This window comes from Caulobacter sp. GW821-FHT09H08, from assembly GCF_059415885.1.
The window spans coordinates 664,894-691,492 of record NZ_JBWKOC010000003.1 but is presented as its reverse complement, the minus strand read 5'-3'; the positions used below and the strand labels follow the sequence as shown (position 1 = coordinate 691,492).

Genomic DNA, 26,599 nt, shown 5'->3' with positions numbered 1-26,599 from the left:
TGGGATGGAGCGCGTCCGCGCGCTTCGGGAATCTGGGAGTCGGGCGGCTTGAGCAAAGGCATCGCGAGACACGGGGGGCCGGCGCCTGCCGGACCGACCGCGCCCGCCGCGATGCGGGCCAAGTCCGTCCGCGCGCCGTCCCAGACGTTCGTGCGCATTGCGATCCTGGCCGCGCTGCTGCTGCTGGCCGTCTACACCGCCTTCGGTCTCAAGCGCCTGCAGGCCGAAGCCTCGGCCCAGCCCGGCGGCGCGCCGCTGTCAGCCAAGGCCGGACTGATCGCGGGCCGCGTCGAAATCAACCTGGCCGCCCAGCGCGCCGGCCTCTCGGCGGCTTCCGACCTTCTCAAGCGTGATCCGGGCGCGACCATGGACGCGGCCGAGACCGCGCTGCGCGCCGCCGGCGGCGAAGCCGCGGCCGTGGCCGTGGTCAGCCAGAGCGGCGTCGTCGCCGTCTCGGGCCGCGATGAGGGCGCCGACTGGAAGGCGGCCGCCCAAGCCGCCTCGGCCTCGGGCCGCACCACCTGGGTCGGCTCGGTCGGCGAGACCGGCCGGCTTTATGTCGCCACTACCACCACGCTCGACCATGCCCGCGCCTTCGTGATCGCGAGCGGCGACGCCTCGCGCCTGATCGAAGAACCCGAGAAGGGCGACAGCGGCGCGCTGGCTCTGTCGAGCGGCAAGCTGATCGCCGCCCGAGGCAAGGGCGTGCAGGGCGCGACCTCGTTCCGCGAAGCCTTCGCCATCTCGCCCGAGGATGTCGCCGGCGGCCCCGTGGCCCTGCGCGGCCAGGGCGTCGACGGCGCGCCCCTGGACGTCGCCGTGCGCCCCGTGGCCGAAGGCGGGCTGCAGGTCGTGGCCGTCTCGCCCACCCGCACCGTCGCCAACCTGGACCGCCAGGTGATGGAGGGCGCGGTCAACCTGCTGGCGCCGCTGGGCGTCGGTATCGCGCTGGCCCTGCTGCTGATGATCCAGAGCCGCAAGGCCGAGGTCGCCCACCGTGAATTCATCGACAGCGAGCAGCGTTTCCGCCTCGCCGTCGAAGCCGCCCGTTGCGGCATCTGGGAATGGGACCTGAACGCCGACGAGGTCTTCCTGTCCGACGTGACCGGCGCGATGTTCGGCTGGGGCGGCGGCGGCGTGGTCTCGGGCCAGGACCTGATCGAGCGCATCTCGATTGACCACCGCGAACGGGTCCGACAGGCGCTGGCCAACGCGGCCATGTACGGCGCCTTCGACGTCTCGTTCCGCGTGCCGGCCACCGAACAGGGTGGCCGTTCGCTGTGGATCGACGCCCGCGGCCAGGGCTTCGGCAAGCCCGGCGCCGAGGGCTACAACCGCATCATCGGCGTGGCGCTGGACGTCACCGAGGAGCGCCTGGCCCAGGCCCGCGCCCAGGCCGCCGAAAACCGCCTGCGCGACGCCATCGAGAGCGTCTCGGAAGCCTTCGTGCTGTGGGACCGCCAGGGTCGCCTGCTGATGTGCAACCGCAATTACCGCAGCGTCTTCTCGCTGGAGCCGAAGATCCTCAAGCCCGGCGCCGCCCGCGCCGAGGTCAACCGCTTCGCCGCCCTGGCCATCAAGCACGACCACCCCGCGCCGGACGGCGCGAAAGGCGTGCGCGAGGCCGAGCTGATGGACGGACGCTGGATCCAGATCAGCGAGCGCCGCACGGCCGAAGGCGGCCTGGTCATGACCGCCGCCGACATCACCGCGATCAAGACCCAGGAAGAAGCCCGCCGCCTCAATGAGGAGCAGCTCCAGAACGCCGTCACCGGCCTGGAGCGCAGCCAGGAGCAGCTGGCCGAGCTGGCCCGCAAGTACGAGAGCGAGAAGCTCAAGGCCGAGAGCGCCAACAAGGCCAAGAGCGAGTTCCTGGCCAACATGTCCCACGAGCTGCGGACGCCGCTGAACGCCATCAACGGCTTCTCCGAGATCATGATGAACGAGATGTTCGGCCCGCTCGGCGACCAGCGCTACAAGGGCTACAGCCACGACATCCATTCGTCGGGCCAGCACCTGCTGGCGCTGATCAACGACATCCTCGACATGTCGAAGATCGAGGCCGGCAAGATGAACCTCAAGTTCGAGCCGATGCATCTGGAGGACGTGGTCGACGACGCCGTCCGCCTGATCCGCAACCGCGCCGAGGCCGCCGGCCTGACCCTGCACACCGACTTCCCGCCCCTGCCCGAGGTCGAGGCCGACTATCGCGCGGTCAAGCAGGTGCTGCTGAACCTGCTGTCGAACGCCATCAAGTTCACGCCGCGCGCCGGCACGGTCACCATCGGCGCCGAGGTCCGTCGCGATCCGTATGGCGACGTGGTCAAGGTTTCGGTCATCGACACCGGCATCGGCATCGCCAAGGAAGACCTGGCGCGCCTGGCCAAGCCGTTCGAGCAGGTCGAGAGCCAGTTCTCCAAGACCACCCAGGGCACCGGCCTGGGCCTGGCCCTGACCAAATCGCTGATCACCATGCACGACGGCCTGCTGGAGATGCACTCCATCCCCGGCGAAGGCACCACGGTCAGCTTCACCCTCCCCGTGCGCCAGAGCGACCACAAGGCCACCCGCGACTTCGCGGCCGCGTAGATCAGTTCACGCAACCCCGGCTCTGGGTCGCGACGTGTTGCGCGAACGGCGGCAGGCCGGCCTTTGTCCGCCATTGATCCACGGCGTCCTTGTCCTCCAGCGGCGCCGGCGTCCAGACGCCCGGCGCCGTGCATTCGCCCATGACGCCGAAGCGACCCGGCCGACCGGAGTAGTGCGCCACCTGGTCGTAGAGCATGGCGTAGTTGCGGCCCTGGGTTTCGCCCGACAGCCACAACGGCTCGAGTATAGCCAGGACCTCTTCCTGGAACGCCATGTCCTGGCGGGCGTGCTGGACGAGCAGCCAGGCCGCTCCGTCGGCGTCGGCGCCGTAAGTCGAAAGCTTGAACCAGCCGTGGTCGCGAAGTTCGCCCTTCAGCCAGGCGGCGTTGGCGACGTTCTGCGGACACCGCTCCCCCGCGATCGTCGCGTCCACATAGGCCAGGGCGGCGTCGTCCAGGCCCTTCTCCCAACTGGTATGCACGCCCGGACCGAAGAAGCCGCGCAGGACGATGCTGTCCATGCCGGAGAACTGGTCCTCGGCCATGCGCCGATAGAGCTGCGTCAGGCGCGGATCGGGGTCGGCCTTGGCCTTCGCGACCATCCTGCCGACCAGGCCGTAGGGCGCTGCGACCTGCCCGCCGCCCAGGTAGAGCGTCCGCAGCTTCTCGCGCTCTTCCAGCGCCGCATCCGCCAGCGCCTTCGTCCGGGCATAGGCCTGCGGGTCGGGGGTCCGGCGGACCAGCTCCATCTGCGCCGAGGCGGCGATCTGCGCCGGGCTGGCGCACGGGCCGACGATCCAGGTCTTCTGGTAGCGTCCGTTCTGGAGCCGGCCGACGGTCGCCTCGACCTCGGTCGCGAAGGCGGCATCGCCCATCGTCCGCTTGAGCGCGAAGGCCTGCTCGACCGGGATCGGGCCGCGCTCCAGCTTGATGGGGTGCGAGGCCAGCAGTGCGGCCGCCAGGGCGATCAGGATCATGGTTGCGCTGGCTTTCCCCGAGGCGAGTTCGCGGCAACCCTAGGCTGGCGATCGCCTCCCGCACAACCACGTCCCTTACGTGCTTGAAATATCACCCAAATCCCCGCGATGAGGGATGGCGCTATTGTAAACGTGGCCGATGACAGATACTGCGACGCACTCGCAATATCAGGATCCCGTCATGTCGCGTCGCCTCGCCCTTCTGCTGTCCTCCGCCACGCTCGGCGCGCTCCTGGCCGCCCCGGCCTTCGCTCAGCAGGCGGACGAGACCAAGGTCGACGAGGTCGTGATCACCGGCTCGCAGGTGCGCCTGCCGCCCGTCTATTCCGGCGGCCAGGTGGCGGCCGGCGCCCGCGTCGGCCTGCTGGGCGCGCTGGACACCATGGACACCCCGTTCGCCATCACCAGCTACACCGAGGCGCTGGTCCGCAACCAGCAGGCCCGCAGCATCGCCGACGTGCTGCAGAACGACCCGACCGTCCGCGTCTCCAAGGGCTTCGGCAACTTCCAGGAGCTGTACATCGTCCGGGGCTTCCCGGTGTACTCGGACGACATGACCTATAACGGCCTCTACGGCGTGCTGCCTCGCCAGTTCGTGGCCGCCGAGCTGGTCGAGCGGGTCGACGTGTTCCGCGGCGCCAACGCCTTCCTGAACGGCGCGGCGCCCGGCGGCAGCGGCGTCGGCGGCGCCTTCAACCTGATGCCCAAGCGCGCCGGGAGCGCCCCCCTCACCCGCTTCACGGCCGGCTGGGACGGCGGCTCGCAGGCCTACGGCTCGGCCGACGTGTCGCGTCGCTTCGGCGAGAACAACGCCTACGGCGCGCGCCTGAACCTCTCCCTGCGCGACGGCGAGACGGCGGTCGACGACGAGAAGCGCAACCTGAAGGTCGTGGGCCTGGGCCTGGATCGTCGCGGCGACCGCGCCCGCTTCTCGGCCGACCTCGGCTTCCAGGACCACCACATCGACGCCCCGCGCCCGACCGTCACCCCGGCCGGCGCGATCCCCAAGGCCCCCGACGCCGGCAAGAATTTCGCCCAGCCCTGGACCTACACCGACGAGCGCCAGCTCTTCGGCGCGGCGCGCGGCGAGTTCGACCTGACCGACACGGTCAGCGCCTGGGCCGCCATCGGCGGTCGCAAGGGCAAGGAAGACAACGTCCTGGCCAATCCGACGGCCCAGGCCAGCGGCGCGATCAGCGCCTATCGCTTCGACAATGTCCGCAAGGACGCCATCGTCTCGGCCGACGCGGGCCTGCGCGCCAAGTTCGAGACCGGCTCGGTGGGTCACGCCCTGGTCGCCTCGGTCGCCTCGGTGAACCTGAAGTCGAAGAACGCCTACGCCTTCTCGAACTTCGCCGGCTTCGCCAGCAATCTCTACAACCCGGTCGCCGTGGCCGCCCCGACCCCGAACTTCTTCGTCGGCGGCTCGAAGTCGGACCCGAACGTCACCGAACGCGCCGAGAACCGCAGCGTCGCCCTCGCCGACACCCTGTCGTTCCTGGACAATACGCTGCTGGTGACCGCCGGCCTGCGCTACCAGGACGTCAAGACACGCTCGTACGACTACAACACCGGCGCCCGCAACGGCGCCTATGACGGTGACGCCACCACGCCGGCCTTCGCCGTGGTCTACAAGCCCAGCGACAAGGTCTCGCTGTACGCCAACTACGCCGAGGCCCTGCTCCCGGGTAAGACCGCTCCGGCCCAGGTCAACGGCTTGGTCGTGGCCAATTCCGGGGAGATCCTGTCGCCGTTCCGCAGCAAGCAGACCGAGGTCGGCGCCAAGTATGACGGCGGCGGTTTCGGCGGTGCGATCAGCGTGTTCCGCACGGCCCAGCCCAGCGAGTTCTTCGAGACCGCCAGCCGCCGCTACACCGACGGCGGCGAGCAGGAGAACAAGGGCGTCGAGCTGACCGTCTTCGGCCAACCGGCCGACGGCCTGCGCTTGCTCGGCGGCGCCACCTGGCTGGACGCCAAGGTCAACCGCGCCCTGACCGCCGGTCTCGCTGGCAAGTCGGCGATCGGCGTGCCGGAGTTCCAGGCCAATGTGAACGTCGAGTGGGACGTGGCGGCCGCGCCGGGCCTGACGGTCGAGGGCCGCATGGCGCACACCGGTTCGCAACCGGCCAACGCGGCGAACACGGTCACCCTGCCCTCCTTCACCCGTTTCGACGCGGGCGTCCGCTACGCCTTCGAGGCCGGCGGCAAGACCATGACGGTCCGGGCCCGGGTCGAGAACCTGGCGGGCAAGGACCAGTGGGTCGCGGTCGGCGGCTATCCGGGCGCCAACTACCTGACGCTGGGCGCGCCGCGCACCCTGCGCCTGTCGGTCAGCACGGACTTCTAGGACCTATGCGGGCCCGAACGCTCCGCGCCTGGTCGTGGATCCACAAGTGGTCGAGCCTGGTCTCGACCGCCTTCCTGCTGATGCTGTGCATCACGGGCCTGCCGCTCGTGTTCACGCACGAGATCGAGCACGTGCTCATGCAGGAGGCCTGGCGGCCCGCGCATCCGAACAGCCCGAAGCTGAACCTCGACCAGGTGCTGGAGACGGCCCTCGCCCGCAAGCCGGGCGAGGTTCCGGCCTTCATGAGCTTCGACGAGGATCGACCCGTGGTGAACGTCACCAGCGTCCAGCCGGGCGACAAGGCGGGCGCGTACAGCTTCCAGCCGATCGACCAGACCAGTGGCGACGCCGCACCATTGGTGGCCGGCCACCCGGTCATGGAGTTCCTGCTCCAACTGCATACCGACATGTTCCTGGGTCTGCCCGGGATGCTCTTCCTCGGCGCGATGGGCCTTCTGCTGATCCTGGCCCTGATCTCGGGCGTCGTCCTCTACGCCCCCTTCATGCGCCGCCTGCCGTTTGGCACGGTGCGAGCCAGCAAGCAGGCGCGCACACGCTGGCTGGACTACCACAACCTCCTGGGCGCGGTGACCCTGGCCTGGGTGCTGGTCGTCGGGACCACCGGCGTCGTCAACACCCTGGCCACCCCGATCCTCGACTACTGGAAGAACACGGCGCTGAAGGAGCTGACCCGCGCCTATGACAAGCCCGTCCCCGCCGGTCAGCGCAGCTCGCTGCAGGCCGCCGTCGACCGGGCCAAGGTCGCCCTGCCCGGCATGCAGCTGCAGTTCGTGGCCTTTCCCGGCTCGAGCTATTCGACCGACCACCACTATGCGGTGTTCTTCCACGGCGACACGCCACTGACCGCGCACCTTACGACCCCGGCCCTGATCGACGCCCGTACAGGGCGGCTGGCGGCCGTCGCGCCGACGCCCTGGTACGTGAAGGCCCTGTCCCTGTCGCAGCCCCTGCACTTCGGCGACTATGGCGGCCTGACGCTCAAGATCCTGTGGGCGCTGCTGGACCTCGCCACGATCGTGATCCTGGGCTCGGGCCTCTATCTGTGGCTGGCCAAGCGGAAGCCTGTCCCCAAGCAAGCGTCAGGACAATGAAGAGCGGCCACCACTTCACGCTCTGGCAGATCTTCCGCGGCCCGATCGCCATCGCCGCGTTCAGCCTGTTCGGCCTGGTCGCCGCTCTGCTGGGCGACGGCGTCTGGGACGCGATCGGCGCGGTCACGCTCGCCGTGTCCGTCGCGGCGACCGTCTGGGCGCTCATCGCACGCAGGCGATAGGCCACCGCCGCCTATTCTGAATTTTTGGAAATATTACTTGTACTTCATAGACTTAAATCGAGGTCATGAAGCAGTCGTAACGGGTAATCGCAAGTCTTCGGGTCTACACCCTCACTCAAGAGATCGGCGCCGCCGACCACACCAACGAGAGAGGGACTAAACCATGAGCAAGATCGTCAACCGCATCGCCGTCGCCGCCGCCCTGGCCCTGGCCGCCACGCCGATCATCGGCCTGAGCGCCGCCCACGCCGCCTCGCGCGCCATGCCCGTCGCCCGCGTCGCCATCGGCGACCTGAACCTGGCCCAGCCGGAAGGCGCCCGTGAGTTCCAACGCCGCGCCGACCACGCCGCCGAGCAAGCCTGCAGCGCCCGCAAGGTGCGTGGCCTCTCCTACCGCGCCTGCCTGATGGATATCGCCGCCGACCTGCGCGAGGAAATGAGCCCGGCCCAGCGCTCGGCCCTGTTCACCGGCCAGCGCGCCCAGCCGACCGCCTTCGCGTCGCGCTAAAGTCCGCGCCGCATCCACGCCGCGACGGCCCAGGCATGGGCGTCGTGGCGGAGCGCGACCACCGCGTCACGCGGGTCCAGCCAGACCAGTTTGTGATCGTCCTCGACCTTCAGGCCGGGCTTTTCGCCCGTCACCCTGACAACGTAGATCCCGCCGAAGTTCCGCACGGGCTGCCCGTCGGACTTCAGGAAGAGCTGCGAAACCCTCTCGATAAGGGCGCCGGCCTGGACTACCAGACCGGTCTCCTCGCCGAACTCCCGGGCCACGGCCTCTTCCTCGGTCTCGTCACCGTCCACCGCCCCGCCAGGCAGGTCGAAGTACGGCGCCTTGCCGGGTTTGGTGACCTGGGCCAGGGCGATCTGGCCCGCACTGTTCTCGGCGACGCCAAAGGCCGCGGGGCGGTCCTTGTAGGTCAACCCCGCGACGGGCGCGCCGAAAGCCAGCATTCCCCAATCAGGCCTTCCCAAGTCAGTCCTTGCCGTAGAGGTCGAACCACGGGTCGGCCTTGCCGGCCTCGACGTCGGCCACGCTGATCTCCGGACGATAGCCGATCTTGCCATTGGCGCTTTCGCGCCAGGCGTCGGTCACCAGGTCGCGCAGGGCCGTGGCGCCGGCCGCGATGCGAGCCTGGACGAAGGTCTTGGCGCGCGGATCGCTCTCGACCATGCCGCCGGCCTTCTCCAGCTGATACAGCGGCTCGGTCTGCTTCCAGGTCTCGGTCAGGTAGCCGACGACGCGAGTCTCGATCGAGCACTCACAGGCCTTGTACTCGGGCACCAGCGCCTTGATCGCCTTCTCGTCGCCCAGCGCCTTGGCCAGCGGACCTTCGAACTGGAAGTGGGTCTGGCGCGAGTTGGTGTAGCCGTTGGGGTTCGGATAATCGCCCCAGCCGTTGTAGTGCACCGACAGGTGCAGCGGCTGGCTGCCATCGCCGACATAGTGGGCCCAGACGCCCAGGTCGCGCAGCAGCAGGTCCTCGCGGCGCTTCAGGTCGGCCTTGTAGTAGGCCAGCTTGGTGGCGTCCTTCTCGGTCTTCGCGACGGCGGTCAGGATGCGCCAGTAGGTGAAGTCCTTCACCAGCTGCTGGTAGCCGTCGATGATTGCGTACGGCAGGTAGCCGGCCTTCCAGCTGTCGACGCCGGCGGCGCGCAGGGCCGTCTCGTAGTCGACGCGGGTCGGCGGCAGGGTCGCCACCGTGAACATCGGACCGCCGTACATGCGCCCCTGGTCGTCGACGTCCAGGAAGTGGGCGGCGTCGCGGTCGGTGTCGTGGATCTTGCCCGAGCCCTTCCAGCGGTCCGGCTCGCGGGCGTACTCGCCGATGGCGGCCACGGCGGACGGGGTGCGCAGGAAGGCCGGCATGTCGGCCGGGAAGGCGCCCGCGCCGACGACGCCGACGGTGCGGTGGCCCGAAGAGCCCCAGGCGAAGGCCGAGGCGGCCGGCGTCGACAGGACGGCGGCGAGGGTCAGGACTTTCAGGCTGGTCGAGAGGCGCAAGAAAAAGCTCCGAGAGATCAGATAATGCCGAGAGCGGTCTCCATGCGCCCCACCCAGCCCTTCACGGCCGGATAGAGCGACAGGTCGAACCCGCCCTCGTGCGCCACGCGGGTGTAAGCCACCAGGGCGATATCCGCCAGGGTGAGACGCTCTCCGACCAGAAAGGCCGTTTGTTTCAGCTGTGTTTCCAGGCGGGCCAGGGCCGCGTCGCCGCGCTCGATCAGCCGGGTCTCCACGCTGTCCCGGTCCTTACCCAGATAGGCGACCTGGAAGCGGACCACCGCCACATAGGGCTCGTGGCTGTACTGCTCCCAGAACAGCCACTCGAACATCTTGGCGCGCTCATAGGCGTCGGTCGGGATCAGCACCGAGCCCTCGGCCAGGTGCAGCATGATGGCGTTGGACTGCGAAAGGATCCGGCCGTCTTCCAGCACGACCATCGGCACCTGGCCGGCCGGGTTCATGGCCAGGAACTCGGCCGTCCGGGTCTCGGCCTTCAGGACGTCGGTCTCGATCCACTCGAACGGCAGGTGCAGCCGCTCGGCGGTCCATTTCACCTTCAGGCAGTTGCCCGAAATCGAGTCGCCGTAGATGCGCAGCGCCATGCGGTTCCTCCTGCAAAGCTTGCCGAAACGTAAAAATTTGGTCCGCCAAGGCCCAGTTTCAAGCGTCTGATTCCACGTCGTTTTCTCGCCTGACGGGCGAGCTTGGCCAGTCTGGCGGGGATTCCCAGGGTTGTCACAGAGCCGTGATCGGACTAATTCACCCCTCGCCCGACAGATACGCCGATAAGAGGACCCCCTCGATGCGACGCAAGCTCGCCGGAATTTTGGCCACCGCGGTCATCTCCGCTTTCGCCATTCCCGCCCTCGCCATTGCCGCTCCCGGTGACGACTCCGTCGCCGCCGCGCCGGTGCGTTCCGATCCGCTGGGCGACCTGATCTCCTCGGCCCTGACCGGCGTCCTGCCCGGCTCGGTCGAATGGAAGATGAAGGCGACGATGTACCACGCCGGCGCCAAGGGCATTCGGGGTCTCGACTCCCTGGGCTGCCGGGTCGCCGCCATGCGCACCGTGGCCGTGGACCCCAAGGTGATCCCGCGCCGCACCGTGATCTTCATCAAGGAAACCGTCGGCCTGCCGATGCCTGATGGCGGCGCCCACGACGGTTACTGGTACGCCTCCGACATCGGCGGCGCGATCAAGGGCCTCAAGCTGGACCTCTTCAGCGGCATGGGCGCGGCGTCGATGAAGGCCCTGCGTGGCGTCGACCTCTCGAACCTCTCGGTCAGCAAGGTCGGCGAATTCAAGGGCTGCCCGCCTCAATAGCTTCCGGAAGGCCACGATGACCCTCAGCGTCTCGAGCCTCTGCCCCCTGATCCAAGTCTTCGACATGCCCACCGCGATCGCCTTCTATCGCGACCGCCTGGGCTTCGAACTCGTTCAGCACTCCCCTGAAATCGACGCCCCCGAGGGCCGCTATTTCCACTGGGCCTGGGTACGCCTCGGCGGCGCGGACCTGATGCTGAACACCGCCTATGACGAAGGTGAGCGCCCGCCCCTGCCCGATCCGGCCCGCGTGGCGATCCATCGCGACACCGGCCTCTATTTTGACTGCCCGGACGTCGATGCGGCCTACGAGGCCCTGCGCGCGGCGGGCCTGGAGCTCGATCCGCCTAAGGTCGCGCCATACGGCATGAAGCAGCTCTGGCTGCACGATCCCGACGGCTATCAGCTCTGCTTCCAGGCGCCGGCCTGATCTGAGCCCCCCGCGCCGTCTTGGCGCTTGGCGCGGCGAGCCTTACACCTCATGACCACATCGCGCCGAAAAGGCTCGGGAGGGGTCGTATGCGTCTGTCCGTCAGTATCCTGGCCTTGGTTGCGGCCGCCGTTCTCGCCGCTTCGCCGGCTCACGCGGCTGATGACCTGAGCCGCCTCAAGGCCCGCGCGGCCAAGGTCCAGATCACCCGCGACGACTGGGGCATCGCCCATATCCACGGCAAGACCGACGCCGACGCCGTGTTCGGCATGGCCTACGCCCAGGCCGAGGACGACTTCAACCGCGTCGAGACCAACTTCATGACCTCACTGGGCCGCACGGCCGAGGCGGAGGGCGAGAAGGCGATCTGGGCGGACCTGCGCCAAAAGCTGTTCATCGATCCGGCCGTGCTGAAGGCCGACTACGCCAGGAGCCCGGCCTGGCTGCAGGCCCTGATGAATGGTTGGGCCGACGGGCTGAACTTCTATCTGGCGACCCACCCCGAGGTGAAGCCGAAGGTCATCAAGCGCTTCGAGCCCTGGATGGCGCTCAGCTTCTCGGAAGGCAGCATCGGCGGCGACATCGAGCGCGTGGCCCTGACTCAGTTGGAGGCCTTCTACGGCAAGCGCCAACTGGCCATGACCGCCGACGAGAAAGGCCTGCTGTTCAAGGAGCCGAAAGGCTCGAACGGCTTCGCCATCGCCCCGAAGAACAGCTTCGACGGCCACGCGATGCTGCTGATCAACCCGCACACCAGCTTCTTCTTCCGCTCGGAGATGCAGGTCTCGAGCGACCAGGGCCTCAACGCCTATGGCGCGACGACCTGGGGCCAGTTCTTCATCTACCAGGGCTTCAATGCCCACGCGGGATGGATGCACACCTCCAGCGGCGTCGACGTGGTCGACGAGTTCGCCGAGACGATCGTCGAGAAGGACGGCCAGCGCTTCTACAAGTACGGCAAGGACCTGCGCCCGCTGAAGAGCGAGGTGATCGCGGTCCCCTATCGCGCCGCCGCCGGCTCGATGGCCTCGAAGACGTTCACGGTCTTCAAGACCCACCGCGGCCCGATCGTCCGCGAGGCCGACGGCAAGTGGATCAGCATCGCCCTGATGAACAAGCCGGTCGCGGCCCTGCAGCAGTCGTTCCTGCGCACCAAGGCGACCGACTACGCCAGCTTCATGCAGGTGGCCGAGCTGAAGGCCAACTCCTCGAACAACACCCTGTTCGCCGACAGCAAGGGCGAGATCGCCTATCTGCACCCGCAGTTCATCCCGGTCCGCGACGACCGCTTCGACTACACCAAGCCGGTCGACGGCTCGGACCCCGCGACCGACTGGAAGGGCCTGCACGCCCTGAAGGATGCACCGCACGTGCTGAACCCGCCCAATGGCTGGGTCTTCAACACCAACAACTGGCCCTACACGGCCGCCGGGCCTTACAGCCCCAAGCAGGCCGACTATCCCAAATACATGGACAGCGCCGGCGAGAACCCGCGCGGGATCCACGCCGATCTCGTGCTGAAGGACGCCAGGAACCTCAGCCTGGGCGGGCTGATCGACAAGGCCTACGACCCGTACCTGACCGCCTTCGCGCGCCTGGTCCCGACGCTGGAGGCGGCCTATGCCGCCACGCCCGACGGTGATCCGGCCAAGGCCAAGGTCGCCGAGCAGGTCGCCGCGCTCAGCGCCTGGGACAAGCGCTGGTCGGCCCGCTCGACCGAGACCTCGCTGGCCGTGTTCTGGGGCGAGGCGATGTGGGCCAAGGCCGCGCCGGCCGCCAAGGCCCAGGGGCTCAACACCTACGACTACATGGCCGACAAGCTGACCCCGGCCGAGAAGCTGGCGGCGCTCGCCGAGGCGTCAGACCGCCTGACCGCCGACTTCGGATCGTGGAAGACGCCGTGGGGAGAGATCAACCGCTTCCAGCGCAACGACGGCGCGATCGTCCAGACCTTCGACGATAGCAAACCCAGCATCCCGGTGGCCTTCACCTCGGCCCAATGGGGCTCTCTGGCCTCGTTCGGCGCCAAGCGGTACCCGGGGACCAAGAAGTATTACGGCACCCTGGGCAACAGCTTCGTGGCGGTCGTGGAGTTCGGCGACAAGGTCCGCGCCCGCGCCGTCTCGGCCGGCGGCGAGAGCGGCGATCCCAGCTCCCCGCACTTCAACGACCAGGCCCTGCGCTACAGCCAGGGCAATCTGCGCGACGTGTATTTCTATCCGGAAGACCTGAAGAAGCACGCCGTGAAGACGTACCGTCCAGGAGAGTAAAGCGGGTTCCTCGCCCGGACCGCCCGCCACGGGGCTGAAGGGTGGGCGAACGGTCCAGGCGAGGCCCGCGTATCGGTGGTCGTCCGTTCTAGAACCGGATGACGGCGCCGATGTTCACGCGGGTCTCCTTGCCGTCCAGCTTCAGCTTTTCGCCGCCGGCGAAAGTGACGGCCTTGTCGTCGTAGTTGATGCGCGAAACCTCGCCGCGCAGGGCCAGGTTGGCGGTCAGCTGCTGCTCGTAGCCGACGCCGTAGACCAGGCCCTTCTGGGTCAGCTTCTTCTTCGAGCCGATGATCGAGGCCTCGACCTTGCGGCGCTCCAGGCCGACCCTGCCGTACAGCAGGGCGCCGCCTTCGAAGGCGAGGCCGGCGCGGGCCGAGGCGCCGTAGCGCAGGCCCGGATCGATCGTGACCTTGTTGGCGCCCAGCAGGCTCGAGGCCTTGCCGCCGCCCGCGCCCAGATTGGCTTCCGCGCCCAGATAGAGGTCGCCGCCGACCACCGCGCCGTAGCCCAGAAAGCCGTCATACTCGAAGCCTGTCTTGTCGGACCTGCCGCTCACGGCCGCGCCAGTCTTCGGCGTGAGGTCCAATTTGTTCTTGGGCTTGCCGTAGCCCAGCTGGGCGCCGCCGTAGAAGCCGCTTGGCGTGTCCTTGTCCTGGGCCATGGCGGGGGCGGCGATGGCGGCGCCCAGGATGGCCGCGGCGATGAGGGTGATCTTGCGCATAGAGAGACTCCTTCGTTGACGGGGCTGGCGGGGAGACCGGCCTGACGTGGAGCCTTGGTGGCGGTGGGCGATGGAGGCTTTGCGCGCGGTTCGTGGAGATCGCGTGGGCGCCACCTTAAGAGTATTTCATTTGCCAGAACGCCGATCTCCGGGCCTTCCCTAGAGCTCGCCAGGTCTTCGCTGGGCCTCCACGAAACCTCGACAGAGCCGCGCCAGGATCGCGCGCTCTGGCTCAGGACCCGAAGATGGAAAACGCGCTGATCTGCGTGGTCGAGGACGACCCCGACATCGCTCGCATCCTGCAGACCTATCTGGAGCGCGAGCGCCTGCGGGTGGTCTGCGCTGCCGATGGCGAGGCGGCGCTAGCCCAGCATCGCAGCCTGAACCCGGCCCTGATGCTGCTGGACGTCAACATCCCCAAGAAGGACGGCTACGCGGTCCTCGCCGAGGTCCGGCGGCGCGGCGACACGCCGGTGATCTTCGCCACCGCCATGGCCGAGGACATCGACCGCCTGACCGGCCTGCGGATGGGCGCCGACGACTATGTGGTCAAGCCGTTCAACCCCGCCGAGGTCGTGGCCCGCGTAAAGGCCGTCCTGCGCCGCACGGCCGGTGGCGCGCGACCGGAACTGCTGCGCCACGGTCCGATCGAGGCCGACCTCACCGCCCACGTCGCCCGCGTGGTCAACGGCGAGGCGCCGCCCAGCGTGCTGAACCTGACGCTCAGCGAATACCGGATCCTGATCCAGTTCCTGAACGCCCCGACCCGCGTGCTGAGCCGCGCCGAGATCCTCGACGCCTGCCTGCCCGACAGCGACGCCCTAGAGCGCACCGTGGACAGCCACGTCAGCAACCTGCGGCGGAAGCTGGAGCTGGCCGGCGCCCTGGGCTTCGTCGTCAATGTGCGCGGGGTCGGCTACCGCCTGGTCGCGGCGGCATGAGGCCGCCCCCTACCCTCGCCCGACGGCTGGGCGTGGCCATCGCCGCGATGATGAGCTGCGCGGTGATCTTCATCGCCGCCGCCTCTTCAGGAATCGACCGGCTGATCGAACTGGAGATCAAGAGCCGGGTCTCGGCCCAAATGCTGCGCGCCATCGACCAGCTGGACCACAATCAGGTCCCCTCCAATGCGGACATGCTGGCCCTGCTGAAGACGATGTCGGCCGAGGAGCCTCGGGCGATGGTGCTGAGCTATGTTGGCGTCGGTCTGCTCTCGATGCTGGTCATCCTGGTCTGCGTCTGGCTGGCTGGCCGCATCGCCAAGCGCGTCGCCGCGCCGATCCACGCCGTGGCGCAAGGCGCGAACAAGATCGCGTCCGGCGACTTCCGGCACCGCATCACCCCGCCCGTCAAGCCGACCCGCGAGCTGGCCAGCCTGGTTTGCGCCTTCAACGCCCAGGCCGAGGCCCTTGAGAACTCCGAGCGCCGCATGCGCTTCCAGACCGCCGCCGTGGCCCACGAGCTGCGCACGCCCCTGACCGTGCTGCGCGGCTATATCCACGGCGCCCTGGACGGCGTCTTTCCGCGCGACGACGACCACATGCGGACCCTGCTGACCCAGGTCGAGGACCTGTCGCGGATCATCGACGACCTGCGCACGGTCAGCCTGGCCGACTCCGGCGCCCTGACGCTGGAGGTCGCCGACTGCGACCTGGCTGAACAAGCCCGACTGGTGCTCGCCACCCTGTCACCGCAGTTCGCCGAGGCCGCGATGCTGGTGGACGTGGCCCTGTCCCCGACGCCCGTCCGCGCCGATCCCGCCCGGGTCCGGCAGATGCTGCGCGCGGTGCTGGAGAACGCCCGCCGCTACGCCGCCGAGGGCGGTCGTCTGTCGGTGAAGACCTTCGCCAAGGATGGCGAGTGCGTGTTGCGGGTCAGCGATCGCGGCCCCGGCTTCCCGCCGGATCACCGCGCCTTCGAAGGCTTCTGGCGCGCCGATCTCTCCCGCACGCGCACGACCGGCGGCTCAGGGCTAGGGCTGTCGGTGGTCAAGGCGCTGGCCGACGCGCACGGCGGCGAGGTCACCATCGGCAATCGGCGCGACGGCGGGGCGCAGATCGAGATCCGGTTCCTGGCGCTGGAGGAGGCCTGGCGGTTCGCGCCGCCGCGCCTTGCCCGTCTGCCGGCCTAGATGTCGCCGCCGACGTTCGAGGCCACCCCCGGCGCGCGGGCGACGTGGATGCCGCACTCGGTCTTTTCCTGGCCCTGCCAACGGCCCGAGCGGCCGTCTTCCGACGGCTGGGTGCAGGGCCAACAGCCGATCGAGGCGTAGCCCTGGGCGACCAGCGGGTGGGCCGGCAGGTCGTGCTCGGCGACATAGGCCTCGAGTTCGGCCTTCGACCAGTTGGCCAGCGGGTTGAACTTCAGCTTGCCGTCGGCCTCCTCGACCACCGGCAGGCTCAGGCGATCGCCGCCGTGGAAGCGCTTGCGGCCCGTGATCCAAGCGTCGAAACCGGCGATGGCGCGATCCAGCGGCAGCACCTTGCGGATGTTGCAGCAGCCGTCGACGCTGGTGCGCCAGAGGTCGGAGTTCGGGTCCTGGGTCGCCAGGTCCGCGAAGGCCGGACGCAGGTCGCGCACGTCGGTCAGGCCGAACTTGGCGGCCAGGTTTTTGCGGTAGTCGAGGGTCTGGCCGAACAGCATGCCGGTGTCGAGGAACAGCACCGGGATCTTCGGCGAGATCTGCGCGATCAGGTGCAGCAGCACCGCCGACTCCGCGCCGAACGACGAGACCAGCGCCAGCCGGTCGCCGAACTGCTCGTAGGCGACACGTAGGATGGTCGCCGGATGGGCGTCGCGCAGCTCTGCGTTCAGCCGGGCCGCGAGGCCAGCAGCGGTCCCGCCGATCTGGTCGAACGCCATCAGGAGGCCCTTTCCTCGAACGCCAGGACGCGGTCGTCGGCGGCGCGCTGATAGACGTGGCGGAAGCGGCGCGTGGCCTTGGTCCAGGCCTCGGGCGAGGCGCCGTCGTTCGGCTCGAAGGCGTCGAAGCCCACGCGGACCATGAAGCCCGCCTGTTCCTGCAGGACGTCGCCCACGGCGCGGACCTGGCCCTCGTACTTGAACCGCTCGCGCAGCAGGCGGGCCGAGGTGTAGGCGCGGCCGTCGCGGTATTTCGGGAAGGCCAGGGCCACCACCGCGATGCGCGGCAGGTCATAGGCCAGGACCTCGACCTCCTGGTCGGACTCGATCCGCACGCCGACGCGGCGGCTGTTCGAGGACAGCAGGGCGTCGCCCTCGGCCTCGAAGCGGGCCAGGGACAGGATCACGTCGCCCGTTTCCGGGATGGCGTCCTCGTCGGTGACGTGGACGAAGCTGTCGTCGGCCCAGCGGGCCTCGCCGTCAGCCAGCTCAATCAGCTTGGGCATAGACAGCCTCCTTGAAGGGCTCGAGGCCAACGCGGCGATAGGTGTCGAGGAAGCGCTCGCCGTCGGCGCGGACGGCGCGATAGGCCTCGACCAGCTGGTCGACGGCGCCGGCGACCTTGTCGGCGGGCAGCGCGGGACCAAGGATCTTGCCGATCGAGGCGTCTTCGGCGCCCGAACCGCCCAGCGACAGCTGGTAGAATTCCTCGCCCTTCTTATCGACGCCCAGGATGCCGATGTGGGCCACGTGGTGGTGACCGCACGCGTTGATGCAGCCGCTGATCTTGATCTTCAACTCGCCGACGTCCTCGGCGCGGTCCAGATCGGCGAACTGGCGGGCGATGTCCTGGGCGATCGGGATCGCGCGGGCATTGGCCAGCGCGCAGTAGTCCAGGCCCGGGCAAGCGATGATGTCGCTGATCAGGTCGATATTGGCGGTCGCCAAGGCGTTGGCCTGCAGGACCGCGAACACGGTCGGCAGGTCGTCCAGCTTCACGTGCGGCAGGACGAGGTTCTGCACGTGGGTCACGCGCAGGTCCGAGAAGCTGTAGCGCTCGGCCAGGTCGGCCACGACGTCCAGTTGGCTGGCGCTGGCGTCGCCCGGCGTCTGCTCCTGGGCCTTCAGCGAGATCTCGACGATGCCGTAGCCCGGCTGCTTGTGCGCCTTGACGTTGTTGCGGACGAAGCGAGCGAAGGCGCTGTCATTGGCCTTGGCCGTCTCGAACGCTTCCGAACGGGCCGGCAGGGTCTCGAACGGGGTCTTCGCGAACGAGGCGCGGATGCGGGCCAGCTCGCCGGCGGGCAGGTCGGCGCGGGCGGCGTCGATCTTGGCCCATTCCTCTTCCACCTGGCGCGCGAACTCCTCAGCGCCGAGGGCGGCGACCAGGATCTTGATGCGGGCCTTGTAGATGTTGTCGCGGCGACCGTGGCGATTGTAGACGCGCAGGACGGCTTCCAGATAGCTCAGCAGGCGATCGGTCGGCAGGAACTGCTTGATGGTCGGGCCGACATAGGGCGTACGCCCCTGGCCGCCGCCGACGATCACCTCGAAGCCGTGCGAACCGTCCCGGCCCTGGCGCAGCAGCAGGCCAATGTCGTGCACCTTGGCCGCCGTGCGGTCCTTGGCCGAGGCCGTGATGGCGATCTTGAACTTGCGCGGCAGGAACGAGAATTCCGGGTGCAGGGTCGACCACTGACGGATCACTTCGGACCACACGCGCGGATCGTCGATCTCCTCGGCCGTGGCGCCGGCATAGGGATCCGACGTGGTGTTGCGGATGCAGTTGCCGCTGGTCTGGATGGCGTGCAGGTCCACCTCGGCCAGCTTGTCCAGGATGTCCGGCGCGTCGCGCAGCTTGATCCAGTTGAACTGGATGTTCTGGCGGGTGGTGAAGTGGCCGTAGTCCTTGTCGTAGTCGCGCGCGATCTCGGCCAGGCGGCGGGCCTGGGTCGGGTTCAGCGAGCCGTACGGAATGGCCACCCGCAGCATGTAGGCATGGAGCTGCAGGTAGAGGCCGTTCATCAGCCGCAGCGGCTTGAACTGGTCCTCGGTCAGGTCGCCAGCGAGGCGGCGGGTGACTTGGCCCCGGAACTCGGCCGAGCGGTCGGCCAGGAATTCCTTGTCGATGAGATCGTACTGGTACATGCCGCCTTACTTCCTGCGGATCAGGTCGACGCGGCCGGTCGAGCGCGCCGCGCCCGAGGCGTGACGCAAGGCCTCGACGACGTCGCCGCCCTCGGCCTGCTTGCCGTGCGTGGGTTCGTTGGTGGGGCCCAGGGCCCGGATGCGTTCGCGGTAGCTGACCGGGGCCCAGTGGTCGCCCGACGCTACGAGATCGATCGGATAGACGTCGACCACGACGGTCGGCTGGCCCTTGCCGATGGCGATGGCGGCCTCGACATCAGCGGCGTCATCTTCGCCGAACAGCTGCGCGTTACCGAATTGGTCGACCCACTGGCCCGACTTCCAGAATACGACATCGCCGTCGATGAGGCGGTTGGCGGTGATCGCTCTCACTCAAAAACTCCGCTCATCCCCGCGAAAGCGGGGACCCATTCTGAATCGCCGCTTGGGTCCCCGCTTTCGCGGGGATGAGCGGGATTTTGTTGAGCCAAGGCCATGGCCTCGCCGACCATCAGCAAGGCCGGCCCCTTCACGCTCTCGGCGGCTTCGGCCAATCCAGAGAGCGTGGTGAGGATGCGGCGCTCGTCGGCGCGGCTGGCGTTCTCGACGACCAGGGCCGGGGTCGAGCCCGCGCGGCCGGCGGCGGTCAGGCGCTCGGCGATCAGGCCGGCGGTCGAGACGCCCATATAGACGACGACGGTCTGGTTCGGACGCGCCAGGGCGGCCCAATCCAGGTCCAGCTCGCCATGCGCGGCGTGGCCGGTGACGAAGGTGACGGCCTGGGCCGAACCGCGATGGGTCAGGGGCGCGCCGGCGTTGGCGCTGGCGGCCAAGGCGGCGGTGACGCCCGGCACGACGTGGCACTCGACGCCGGCTTCGCGGCAGGCCAGCAGCTCTTCGCCGCCACGGCCGAACAGGAACGGATCGCCGCCCTTCAGGCGCACGACGTTCAGACCGTCCAGGGCCAGGCCCACGATCAGCTGGTTGATGCCGTCCTGCGGCAAGGTATGGCGCGACTTGCGCTTGGCGACATTGATCCGGCGCGCGGCTGTCGGCGCCAGGTCCAGAATCTCGTCGGAGACCAGGCCGTCATGCACCACCACGTCGGCGGCGCGCAGGGCGTTGAAGGCGCGGAAGGTCAGGAGGTCCGGGTCGCCCGGACCCGCGCCGACCAGCCACACCGCGCCCAGGGCGCGGTTCGCACGCGTCCCGCCAACGACCACGAGGCCGTGCTTGGCGAGACCCGGTTTGGCGTTTCGGACCGGCGAGCGGGCCATGCTGTTTAGAACCTCTATCAACGCGATTGGAATAAACCGGTAGAACGCAAGGCGGGGTCGTCCCTAAAGACGACCCCGCGCACGCTCGCCGACGAAAAGGGCCGATCCATCAGCGAACGCTTGCAAAGTCGGCGCGAAGAGGCCAATTCGCAAACAAGGACTTCTGCCGGGGCGTTCAGTAAAACTCATGGAAAGACCGAACGAGCGCCGCCGCCTCCCGCCGCTGAACGCCCTGCGTGCGTTCGAGGCCGCCGCGCGGCACCTGAACTTCAGCCGCGCCGCCGACGAGCTGTCGGTGACGCCCGGCGCCGTCAGCCAGCAGATCCAGAACCTCGAGGACTATGTCGGGGCGGCTCTGTTCAAGCGCACGCCCAAGGGCCTGCTATTGACCGACGCGGCCCAGACCGCCCTGCCCGCCCTGCGTGAGGCCTTCGACCGCCTGGCCGAGGCCGCCAGCCTGCTGACCGCCGCCGTCGATGGCCGCCGCCTGACCCTGACCGCCGCGCCCTCGTTCGCCGCCAAGTGGCTGGTGCCGCGCCTGGGCAAGTTCGAGCAGGCCCATCCGCAGGTCGACGTCTGGCTGTCGGCCGGCATGGAGGTCGTGGACTTCGCCACCGGCGAGGTCGACATGGCCATCCGCTACGGCTCGGGCCGCTATCCCGGCCTGGAGGTCATCCGCCTGCTGCAGGAAACCGTGGTGCCGGTCGCCAATCCCGAACTGCTGGCGCAGAACGCCCTGGAGCGTCCGGAGGATCTGGCCCACCACATCCTGCTGCACGACGGCTCGCCCGACGCCGACGACAGCTGCCCCGACTGGGCCATGTGGCTGGCGGCGCGCGGCATCAAGACCGTCGACGGCGCCCGGGGCCCGCGCTTCAACCAGTCCAGCCTGGTCATCGAAGCCGCCGCCAACGGCCGCGGTATCGCCCTGGCCAAGCGCACCCTGGCCCAGGCCGACCTCGATTCCGGTCGCCTGGTGATCCCCTTCGAGGCGGCCACGGCGGTCGACTTCGCCTATTACGTCGTCCACCCCAAGGCCAAGGGCCGCCTGCCCCAGGTGAAGGCCTTCGTGAACTGGCTCAAGGCCGAGGCCGAGGCTCACGAAGCCGCGCTGCAGACGCTGGACAACGGTTCAGGGATTTAGGGCCCGTAAGCGCTCACGGTACTGGTTTCAGGCGCGGGAACCGGCTTAAAGGGGCCCATGAAAATCACGACTCTTACAGTCGACGAGCACCTCGCTCCCGCCGACTGCCAGACCATGGCCGACGTGCGCCAGGGCGTGGACGCCCTGGACCGGGCCCTGGTCCAGCTCCTGACCGAGCGTCAGGGCTTCATGGACGCGGCGGCCCGCATCAAGGCCGACCGCAACAAGGTGTTCGACCGCGCGCGGATCGAGGACGTGGTGACCAAGGTCAAGGCCTCCGCCCGCGCGGCCGGCCTGTCCGAAGCCATCGCCGAGCCCGTCTGGCGCACGCTGATCGACCGCTGCATCGCCTACGAATACGACAGCTGGGACAAGACGAAGGGCTGACGAAAAGCGCCCCCTCGCGGGGGCGCTTCCGCTCTTAGTTCCCGTCGATCATCCGACCAAGGCCGCCCAGGATCGAGCCTTCGCCCTGGTTGCCGCCTTGGTGCTGCGCGGCCTGCATCATGCGGCCGGCCAGGCGCGCGAACGGCAGCGACTGGATCCAGACTTTCCCCGGACCGCGCAGGCGGGCGAAGAACAGCCCCTCGCCACCGAAGATCACGCTTTTCACGCCGCCGGCCATGACCAGGTCGAAGTCGACGCCCGGCGTGTAGGCCGCCAGGCACCCCGTATCGACGTGCAGTTCCTCGCCCGGACCCAGCGTGCGCTCGACCAGGGTGCCGCCCATCTGGACGAACACCCAGCCGTCGCCTTCCAGGCGCTGCATGATGAAGCCTTCGCCGCCGAACAGGCCGGTCATCATCCGCTTCTGGAAGTGGAGGCCGATCGACACGCCGCGCGCGGCGGCCAGGAAGCTGTCCTTCTGGCAGATCAGCGTCCCGCCCAGCTGGCCCAGGTTCAGCGGCAGGATGGTGCCCGGCGTCGGCGAGGCGAAGGCCACGCGCGCCTTGCCCTGACCCTGATGGGTGAAGACGGTGGTGAACAGGCTCTCGCCGGTGATCAGGCGCTTGCCCGCGCCGAGGAGCTTGCCCATGACGCCGCCGCCCTGGTCGGCCGCGCCGTCGCCGAATACGGTGGTCATCTGGACGCTGGCGTCCTTCCACACGAAGGCCCCGGCCTCGGCCACGGCGCTCTCGCCCGGATCAAGCTCGATCTCGACGAACTGCAGGTCCTCGCCCTTGATCTCGAAGTCGATGTCGTCGGCGACGCCGACGCTGCGTTGATGGCTCCAGGGGCTGGGGGGCATGGGGAGATCTCCTTTGTCTAGAACACAGTTCTAGCGAGACCGCGCATTGGTCGCCAATGAAGCATCCGTAAAGTGACATAACGGCCACGCTCGGCCGCTAGTGGAATCACCAGATGGGCCAGAGCGGTCATGTCGCCGCCTCCGTCTGGTCATACCATTGGTCGGACAAATGGCCGCCAAATGCGCCAGCCCCTTCCCACCCATAAAGGCCTGAACTGACCACTTTTCCCCGTTGATTCAATGGATGTCGGCTATGTGGGATTGGGCGCGCTTCCATGCCGAAGCGACCAATCCGCATCCTATGGTTTGGCCTGACCAAGTGGTCGCCACCTCTTCGGAAGTGGCATTACCAATTCTTGACAACGATCCGAACTGGTCGGATAAGTCTCCTCAAGGGCGCCATGTCAGTGCGCCGGGGGAGGCATTCTCATGAACCATGCTCGCAACACTTTCGCTCTCCGCGCGGCGCTGATGGCGTCCTGCGCGGCTCTGACGGTCGGTTCGGCCGCTCAGGCCCAGCAAACCGCCGGGTCGGACAAGAAGGAAGCCGAGACGGTCGAAGCCGTCGTTGTCACCGGTTTCCGTCAGGCCTACGCCAACGCCATCGCCACCAAGCGCGAGACGCTGGAAATCTCGGACGGCATCTCGTCGGACGGTCTGGGCCGCTTCCCGGACCTGAACGTCGGTGAAGCCATCCAGCGCATCCCGGGCGTCCAGATCAACCGCGAAGCCGGTAGCCGTAACGCCACGATCAGCCTGCGCGGCCTGCCCGGCAGCTTCGCCCGCACCACCCTGAACGGCGGCGCGTTCGCCGATCCGATCCTGAACGGCTCGACCCCGCTGGGCGCCTTCAACTCGGACATCTTCACGGCCATCAACGTCATCAAGACGCCGTCCGCCTCGAACCTGGCCGGCGGCCTGTCGGGCAATGTCGACCTGCGCATCAACCCGGCCCTGGCGCGCAAGGACGGCGGCTTCGCCAAGCTGTCCTACGAGTACAACGACCTGGGCAACCTCGGCAGCCCGCTGGCCTCGCTGGGCTACAACAAGCACCTGACCGACGACTTCGCCGTGTTCGGCGTCGTGGCCTGGAAGGACGAGAAGTTCCGCCGCGACTCGATCACCGTGAACTCGTGGGGCAACCGCCTCGGCGCGATCCAGGTCGGCAACCAGGCAGCCGCGGGCTCGAACCCGGTCTATGACGCGCTGATCGCCGCCAACCCAGGCGGCATCTACTACCCCAGCCAGACCCGTCAGCTGGTGAAGTTCAACCGCGGCAGCACCCTGTCGGCCTCGGGCGGCTTCGAGTTCCGCGTCAACGAAGAGTGGAAGTTCGGCACCAACGCCTTCATCACCAAGCGCAAGCTGGATGAAGCCACCAACAACCTGCTCTACATCGACGCGGGTCCGGGCAACGGCACCAATACGGGCCTCGCCGCCACCTCGGCCGTCGCCAAGATCACCGACATCGGCACGCCCTACATCGTCCAGACGCCGAACGGTCCGCGCGCCTACATCAACAAGTTCAAGGCCGAGAACATCAACACGTTCGACTCGGTCCGCTCCGAGCCGGCCGAGAACCAGACCTGGGCCATCAATCCCAGCCTGGAGTTCAAGAACGACGACTGGAAGGCCACCGCCGCCGCCACGATGTCGCGCGCCAAGGCCTACTCCAACCAGATCGAGCTGGACGTCGTCCAGAACCCCTACCGCAACCTCGGCACGGCCGGCCTGAACGGCATCGTCGCGACGGTGTACACGGGCGGCGCGAACCTCGGTGACTATACGGCGACCCTGATCACGCCGCACGCCACCCACCTGCCGACCGGCGGCTTCCTGATCCCAGCGACCAACACCGCCCCGACCCAGGCCGGCGCCCAGATGCCGGGCCAGACCGCCACGACCGCCGCCGACCGCTTCGGCGTCACCGGCACCAACGGCCAGGCCAAGAACGAACTGGACTCGTTCCAGCTCGACTTCGAGCGCACCCTGGACGGCTTCGTGAACCTGCTGCAGTTCGGCGGTCGCGCCGAGCACAACAAGTTCACCTCCAGCGGCTCGCGCAACACCGCCCTGGGCGCCCAGACCCAGAACATCACGACGGACATGGCCTACCAGCTGTCGTACGCGAACGACTTCTTCGGCGGTCAGGCCGGCGGCGCGACGACCAACTGGATGAACGTCGACATCAATCGCGTGCTGAAGGCGATCACGCCGGTCAACACCAACCTGCGCACGACGCTGAACCCGAACGGCCTGCCCGATCAGTTCCTGCTGGGCGCGCCGGGCGTGTTCCTGACGCCCTACGGCGTGGTCAACAACTACACCGACGGCAACTACTGGAATAACAACTTCAGCAACCAGAACGACGTCTACTCGGCGTATGTGGCGGCCAAGTTCAAGGGCGACCTGCTCAGCATTCCGTTCCGCGGCACGGTCGGCACGCGCTACGAGCGCACCGACCAGAAGATCATCGCCCTGAACTGTAAGAACTGCACCACGGCGCTGTCGAACCAGGCTGGCGCGATCAACCACTCGCTCAGCACCTCGGTTCGCAAGAACAAGTTCGACTACTGGCTGCCGTCGGCGATCATCATGGCCGACCTGCGTGACGACCTGGTCTTCCGCGCCGCCGCCTATCGCACCTATGTCCGTCCGCAACCGCGCGACAACGTGCCGACCACCTTCGTGCAGGTGCCGGTCGACGTGAACCCGCCGACGGATCCGGTCTACACGGTCACGCTGGGCGCCACGGACATCCATCCGTACACCTCCGACTCGTTCGACGCGTCGCTGGAGTGGTACAACCGTCCGGGCGGCCTGATCTCGTTCGCGGCCTACCGCAAGGAAGTGAAGGGCTATATCGGCCCGATCACCGACCAGTCGGTTCTCTGCCCGGCCAGCGGGAAGATCGACGGCATCGACGTCGACCTGGGCACGCTGACCATCGACACCTCGGCCGGCTCGCCCAAGTGCGTCAGCTCCAACAGGTTCGTCGGTTCGGGCGGCGTGCTGAAGAACGCCGAAGTGCGCGTCACCGGCAAGACCAACCAGTCGCCGATGACCGTCACGGGCCTCGAGTTCAACATCCAACAGAACCTGGATTTCCTGCCGGGCTTCTGGAAGAACTTCGGCGGCGCGTTCAACTATTCGTACACGAAGATCGACGGCAAGGACACGGCGGGCAACAAGATCACCCTGCCGAGCGTGTCGAAGAACAACATCAACGTGATCGGCTACTACGAAGCCGGCTGGGGCGGCATCCGCCTGGTCTACAACTGGCGTGACAAGTACGACCTGGCCGCCGGCAACTCGTTCGTCGGCGACGCCCGCACAGTCAAGGCGCGCAGCCAGCTGGACGCCTCGGCCTCGTACAAGCTCACCGAGAGCATGACGATCTCGGTCGACGCCTTCAACCTGACCGACGCGCAGCGCTCGGAATACGAAAACGACCCGATGCTGCCGCGCTTCATCGACTACGACGGCCGCACGTACCAAGTGACCCTGCGCGCCAAGTTCTAAGGCGTAGCCGGAATATTCCTCCTCCTGCAGGGGCCGAAGTTCGCTTCGGCCCCTTTTTCTTTGGCGGAGGACCCTGGCCCCGCTGACCAGGCGTCAGCCGGCCCTACCCCTTCAGCGACCGCAGGGCCTGCTCGTGGGCGTAGGCGGCGATATCCATCAAGGCGACGTCCAGGGCCGTCTTGACCGCTTCCAGGCTCTCCTGGCCCGCCTCGCAGCGCTCGCAGACCTCGCCCAGGGCGAAGGCCCCGACGCCGCGCGCCGCGCCCTTCACGGTGTGGACCGCGTCCTTCCAGCCGGGGTGGGTCGGATCGAGCATCGGAGTCCACAGCGCGGCCTGTTCGCGGAACAGCGCCAGCACCTCGTCGACGACCCCGGAATCCCCCGCCGCGAACCCTTCCAGGTAAGCGAAATCCACGGCTCCGCTAATATCTCGTCTGGCCATGAAAAAAGCTCTTG

General features: G+C 68.1%; 25 protein-coding genes. 13 read left to right on the top strand and 12 right to left on the bottom strand.

The annotated features are described in order from the left end of the window. The first annotated feature begins 60 nt into the window (after positions 1-60). Positions 61-2,589 (top strand): cell cycle histidine kinase PleC, encoded by a 2,529-nt coding sequence (gene pleC / locus AC07NN_RS12845; RefSeq protein WP_494641936.1) that lies wholly within the window; start codon positions 61-63, stop codon positions 2,587-2,589. Position 2,590: 1 nt separating this feature from the next. Here pleC and AC07NN_RS12840 read toward each other — a convergent pair whose 3' ends face one another. Continuing rightward, positions 2,591-3,565 carry a DUF6624 domain-containing protein gene (locus AC07NN_RS12840; RefSeq protein WP_494641260.1) on the bottom strand — a complete coding sequence of 325 codons (975 nt, stop codon included), beginning with the start codon at positions 3,563-3,565 and terminating at the stop codon, positions 2,591-2,593. A 181-nt stretch (positions 3,566-3,746) separates the two neighbouring features. Between AC07NN_RS12840 and AC07NN_RS12835 the strand changes: the two genes are divergently transcribed. The 4 genes from AC07NN_RS12835 (at position 3,747) to AC07NN_RS12820 (ending at position 7,714) form a co-directional block, all read left to right on the top strand. Further along, positions 3,747-5,912, top strand: a complete 2,166-nt coding sequence (locus tag AC07NN_RS12835; RefSeq protein WP_494641258.1) for a TonB-dependent receptor — start codon at positions 3,747-3,749, stop codon at positions 5,910-5,912. Continuing rightward, positions 5,822-7,024, top strand: coding sequence for a PepSY-associated TM helix domain-containing protein (locus tag AC07NN_RS12830; protein WP_494641256.1), 1,203 nt, complete (start codon positions 5,822-5,824; stop codon positions 7,022-7,024). The genes AC07NN_RS12835 and AC07NN_RS12830 overlap by 91 nt, the downstream gene beginning before the upstream one ends. After that, positions 6,976-7,206: a hypothetical protein gene (locus tag AC07NN_RS12825; RefSeq protein WP_494641254.1), complete on the top strand. Its 231-nt coding sequence runs from the start codon at positions 6,976-6,978 to the stop codon at positions 7,204-7,206. The genes AC07NN_RS12830 and AC07NN_RS12825 overlap by 49 nt, the downstream gene beginning before the upstream one ends. 163 nt (positions 7,207-7,369) lie before the next feature. Continuing rightward, a complete protein-coding gene (locus AC07NN_RS12820) occupies positions 7,370-7,714 on the top strand; it encodes a UrcA family protein (protein ID WP_494641252.1) in 345 nt (114 codons plus the stop codon). On the opposite strand, the gene AC07NN_RS12815 is transcribed toward AC07NN_RS12820, so the two are convergent. Genes AC07NN_RS12815 through AC07NN_RS12805 form a run of 3 tightly spaced genes read right to left on the bottom strand, consistent with a single transcriptional unit; the run spans position 7,711 to position 9,816 of the window. Next, a complete protein-coding gene (locus AC07NN_RS12815) occupies positions 7,711-8,160 on the bottom strand; it encodes an NUDIX domain-containing protein (protein WP_494641250.1) in 450 nt (149 codons plus the stop codon). The genes AC07NN_RS12820 and AC07NN_RS12815 overlap by 4 nt on opposite strands. A 22-nt stretch (positions 8,161-8,182) precedes the next feature. Continuing rightward, entirely contained in the window at positions 8,183-9,211 is a 1,029-nt protein-coding gene (locus tag AC07NN_RS12810) for a phospholipase C/P1 nuclease family protein (protein ID WP_494641248.1), read from the bottom strand. Between the two features lie 17 nt (positions 9,212-9,228). Continuing rightward, entirely contained in the window at positions 9,229-9,816 is a 588-nt protein-coding gene (locus tag AC07NN_RS12805; RefSeq protein ID WP_494641246.1) for a glutathione S-transferase family protein, read from the bottom strand. A gap of 200 nt (positions 9,817-10,016) precedes the next feature. On the opposite strand from AC07NN_RS12805, the gene AC07NN_RS12800 reads away from it, so the two are divergent. The 3 genes from AC07NN_RS12800 to AC07NN_RS12790 all read left to right on the top strand — a co-directional run bounded on the left by AC07NN_RS12800 (position 10,017) and on the right by AC07NN_RS12790 (position 13,238). Next, positions 10,017-10,538 carry a 3D domain-containing protein gene (locus AC07NN_RS12800; RefSeq protein ID WP_494641244.1) on the top strand — a complete coding sequence of 174 codons (522 nt, stop codon included), beginning with the start codon at positions 10,017-10,019 and terminating at the stop codon, positions 10,536-10,538. Between the two features lie 16 nt (positions 10,539-10,554). Continuing rightward, positions 10,555-10,968, top strand: a complete 414-nt coding sequence (locus AC07NN_RS12795) for a VOC family protein (protein ID WP_494641242.1) — start codon at positions 10,555-10,557, stop codon at positions 10,966-10,968. An 89-nt stretch (positions 10,969-11,057) separates the two neighbouring features. Next, entirely contained in the window at positions 11,058-13,238 is a 2,181-nt protein-coding gene (locus tag AC07NN_RS12790) for an acylase (RefSeq protein WP_494641240.1), read from the top strand. Between the two features lie 88 nt (positions 13,239-13,326). On the opposite strand, the gene AC07NN_RS12785 is transcribed toward AC07NN_RS12790, so the two are convergent. Then, positions 13,327-13,962, bottom strand: coding sequence for an outer membrane beta-barrel protein (locus tag AC07NN_RS12785; protein ID WP_494641238.1), 636 nt, complete (start codon positions 13,960-13,962; stop codon positions 13,327-13,329). Between the two features lie 245 nt (positions 13,963-14,207). Between AC07NN_RS12785 and AC07NN_RS12780 the strand changes: the two genes are divergently transcribed. Both AC07NN_RS12780 and AC07NN_RS12775 read left to right on the top strand, forming a co-directional pair. Continuing rightward, on the top strand, positions 14,208-14,903 hold the full coding sequence (locus AC07NN_RS12780; protein WP_494641236.1) for a response regulator: 696 nt from the start codon (positions 14,208-14,210) through the stop codon (positions 14,901-14,903). Further along, complete coding sequence (locus AC07NN_RS12775) at positions 14,900-16,093, top strand: ATP-binding protein (RefSeq protein WP_494641234.1); 1,194 nt, start codon at positions 14,900-14,902, stop codon at positions 16,091-16,093. The genes AC07NN_RS12780 and AC07NN_RS12775 overlap by 4 nt, the downstream gene beginning before the upstream one ends. Here the strand turns inward: AC07NN_RS12775 and AC07NN_RS12770 are convergent. From AC07NN_RS12770 to cobA, 5 genes are read right to left on the bottom strand one after another with little or no spacing between them, the layout of a single operon-like run. Beyond that, positions 16,090-16,824 (bottom strand): phosphoadenylyl-sulfate reductase, encoded by a 735-nt coding sequence (locus tag AC07NN_RS12770; protein WP_494641232.1) that lies wholly within the window; start codon positions 16,822-16,824, stop codon positions 16,090-16,092. The genes AC07NN_RS12775 and AC07NN_RS12770 overlap by 4 nt on opposite strands. Further along, positions 16,824-17,330, bottom strand: coding sequence for a DUF934 domain-containing protein (locus AC07NN_RS12765; RefSeq protein ID WP_494641230.1), 507 nt, complete (start codon positions 17,328-17,330; stop codon positions 16,824-16,826). The genes AC07NN_RS12770 and AC07NN_RS12765 overlap by 1 nt, the downstream gene beginning before the upstream one ends. Continuing rightward, positions 17,314-18,972, bottom strand: coding sequence for a nitrite/sulfite reductase (locus tag AC07NN_RS12760; RefSeq protein ID WP_494641228.1), 1,659 nt, complete (start codon positions 18,970-18,972; stop codon positions 17,314-17,316). The genes AC07NN_RS12765 and AC07NN_RS12760 overlap by 17 nt, the downstream gene beginning before the upstream one ends. Positions 18,973-18,978: 6 nt before the next feature. Beyond that, positions 18,979-19,344 carry a DUF2849 domain-containing protein gene (locus AC07NN_RS12755; RefSeq protein ID WP_494641226.1) on the bottom strand — a complete coding sequence of 122 codons (366 nt, stop codon included), beginning with the start codon at positions 19,342-19,344 and terminating at the stop codon, positions 18,979-18,981. Then, complete coding sequence (gene cobA / locus AC07NN_RS12750; RefSeq protein WP_494641225.1) at positions 19,341-20,228, bottom strand: uroporphyrinogen-III C-methyltransferase; 888 nt, start codon at positions 20,226-20,228, stop codon at positions 19,341-19,343. Before cobA ends, AC07NN_RS12755 begins: the two co-directional genes overlap by 4 nt. A gap of 187 nt (positions 20,229-20,415) precedes the next feature. Between cobA and gcvA the strand changes: the two genes are divergently transcribed. Together gcvA and AC07NN_RS12740 are read left to right on the top strand one after the other, a co-directional pair. Further along, on the top strand, positions 20,416-21,372 hold the full coding sequence (gene gcvA / locus AC07NN_RS12745) for a transcriptional regulator GcvA (protein ID WP_494641223.1): 957 nt from the start codon (positions 20,416-20,418) through the stop codon (positions 21,370-21,372). A 57-nt stretch (positions 21,373-21,429) separates the two neighbouring features. Then, the gene (locus tag AC07NN_RS12740; protein WP_494641221.1) at positions 21,430-21,759 is read left to right on the top strand and encodes a chorismate mutase; all 330 of its coding nucleotides are present in this window, start codon (positions 21,430-21,432) and stop codon (positions 21,757-21,759) included. A 34-nt stretch (positions 21,760-21,793) separates the two neighbouring features. Here the strand turns inward: AC07NN_RS12740 and AC07NN_RS12735 are convergent, their stop codons facing one another. Continuing rightward, complete coding sequence (locus tag AC07NN_RS12735; RefSeq protein WP_494641219.1) at positions 21,794-22,621, bottom strand: TIGR00266 family protein; 828 nt, start codon at positions 22,619-22,621, stop codon at positions 21,794-21,796. A 429-nt stretch (positions 22,622-23,050) separates the two neighbouring features. Between AC07NN_RS12735 and AC07NN_RS12730 the strand changes: the two genes are divergently transcribed. Beyond that, positions 23,051-26,143, top strand: a complete 3,093-nt coding sequence (locus AC07NN_RS12730; protein WP_494641217.1) for a TonB-dependent receptor — start codon at positions 23,051-23,053, stop codon at positions 26,141-26,143. A gap of 103 nt (positions 26,144-26,246) precedes the next feature. On the opposite strand, the gene AC07NN_RS12725 is transcribed toward AC07NN_RS12730, so the two are convergent. Further along, on the bottom strand, positions 26,247-26,585 hold the full coding sequence (locus AC07NN_RS12725; RefSeq protein WP_494641215.1) for an Hpt domain-containing protein: 339 nt from the start codon (positions 26,583-26,585) through the stop codon (positions 26,247-26,249). Positions 26,586-26,599: the final 14 nt, after the last annotated feature.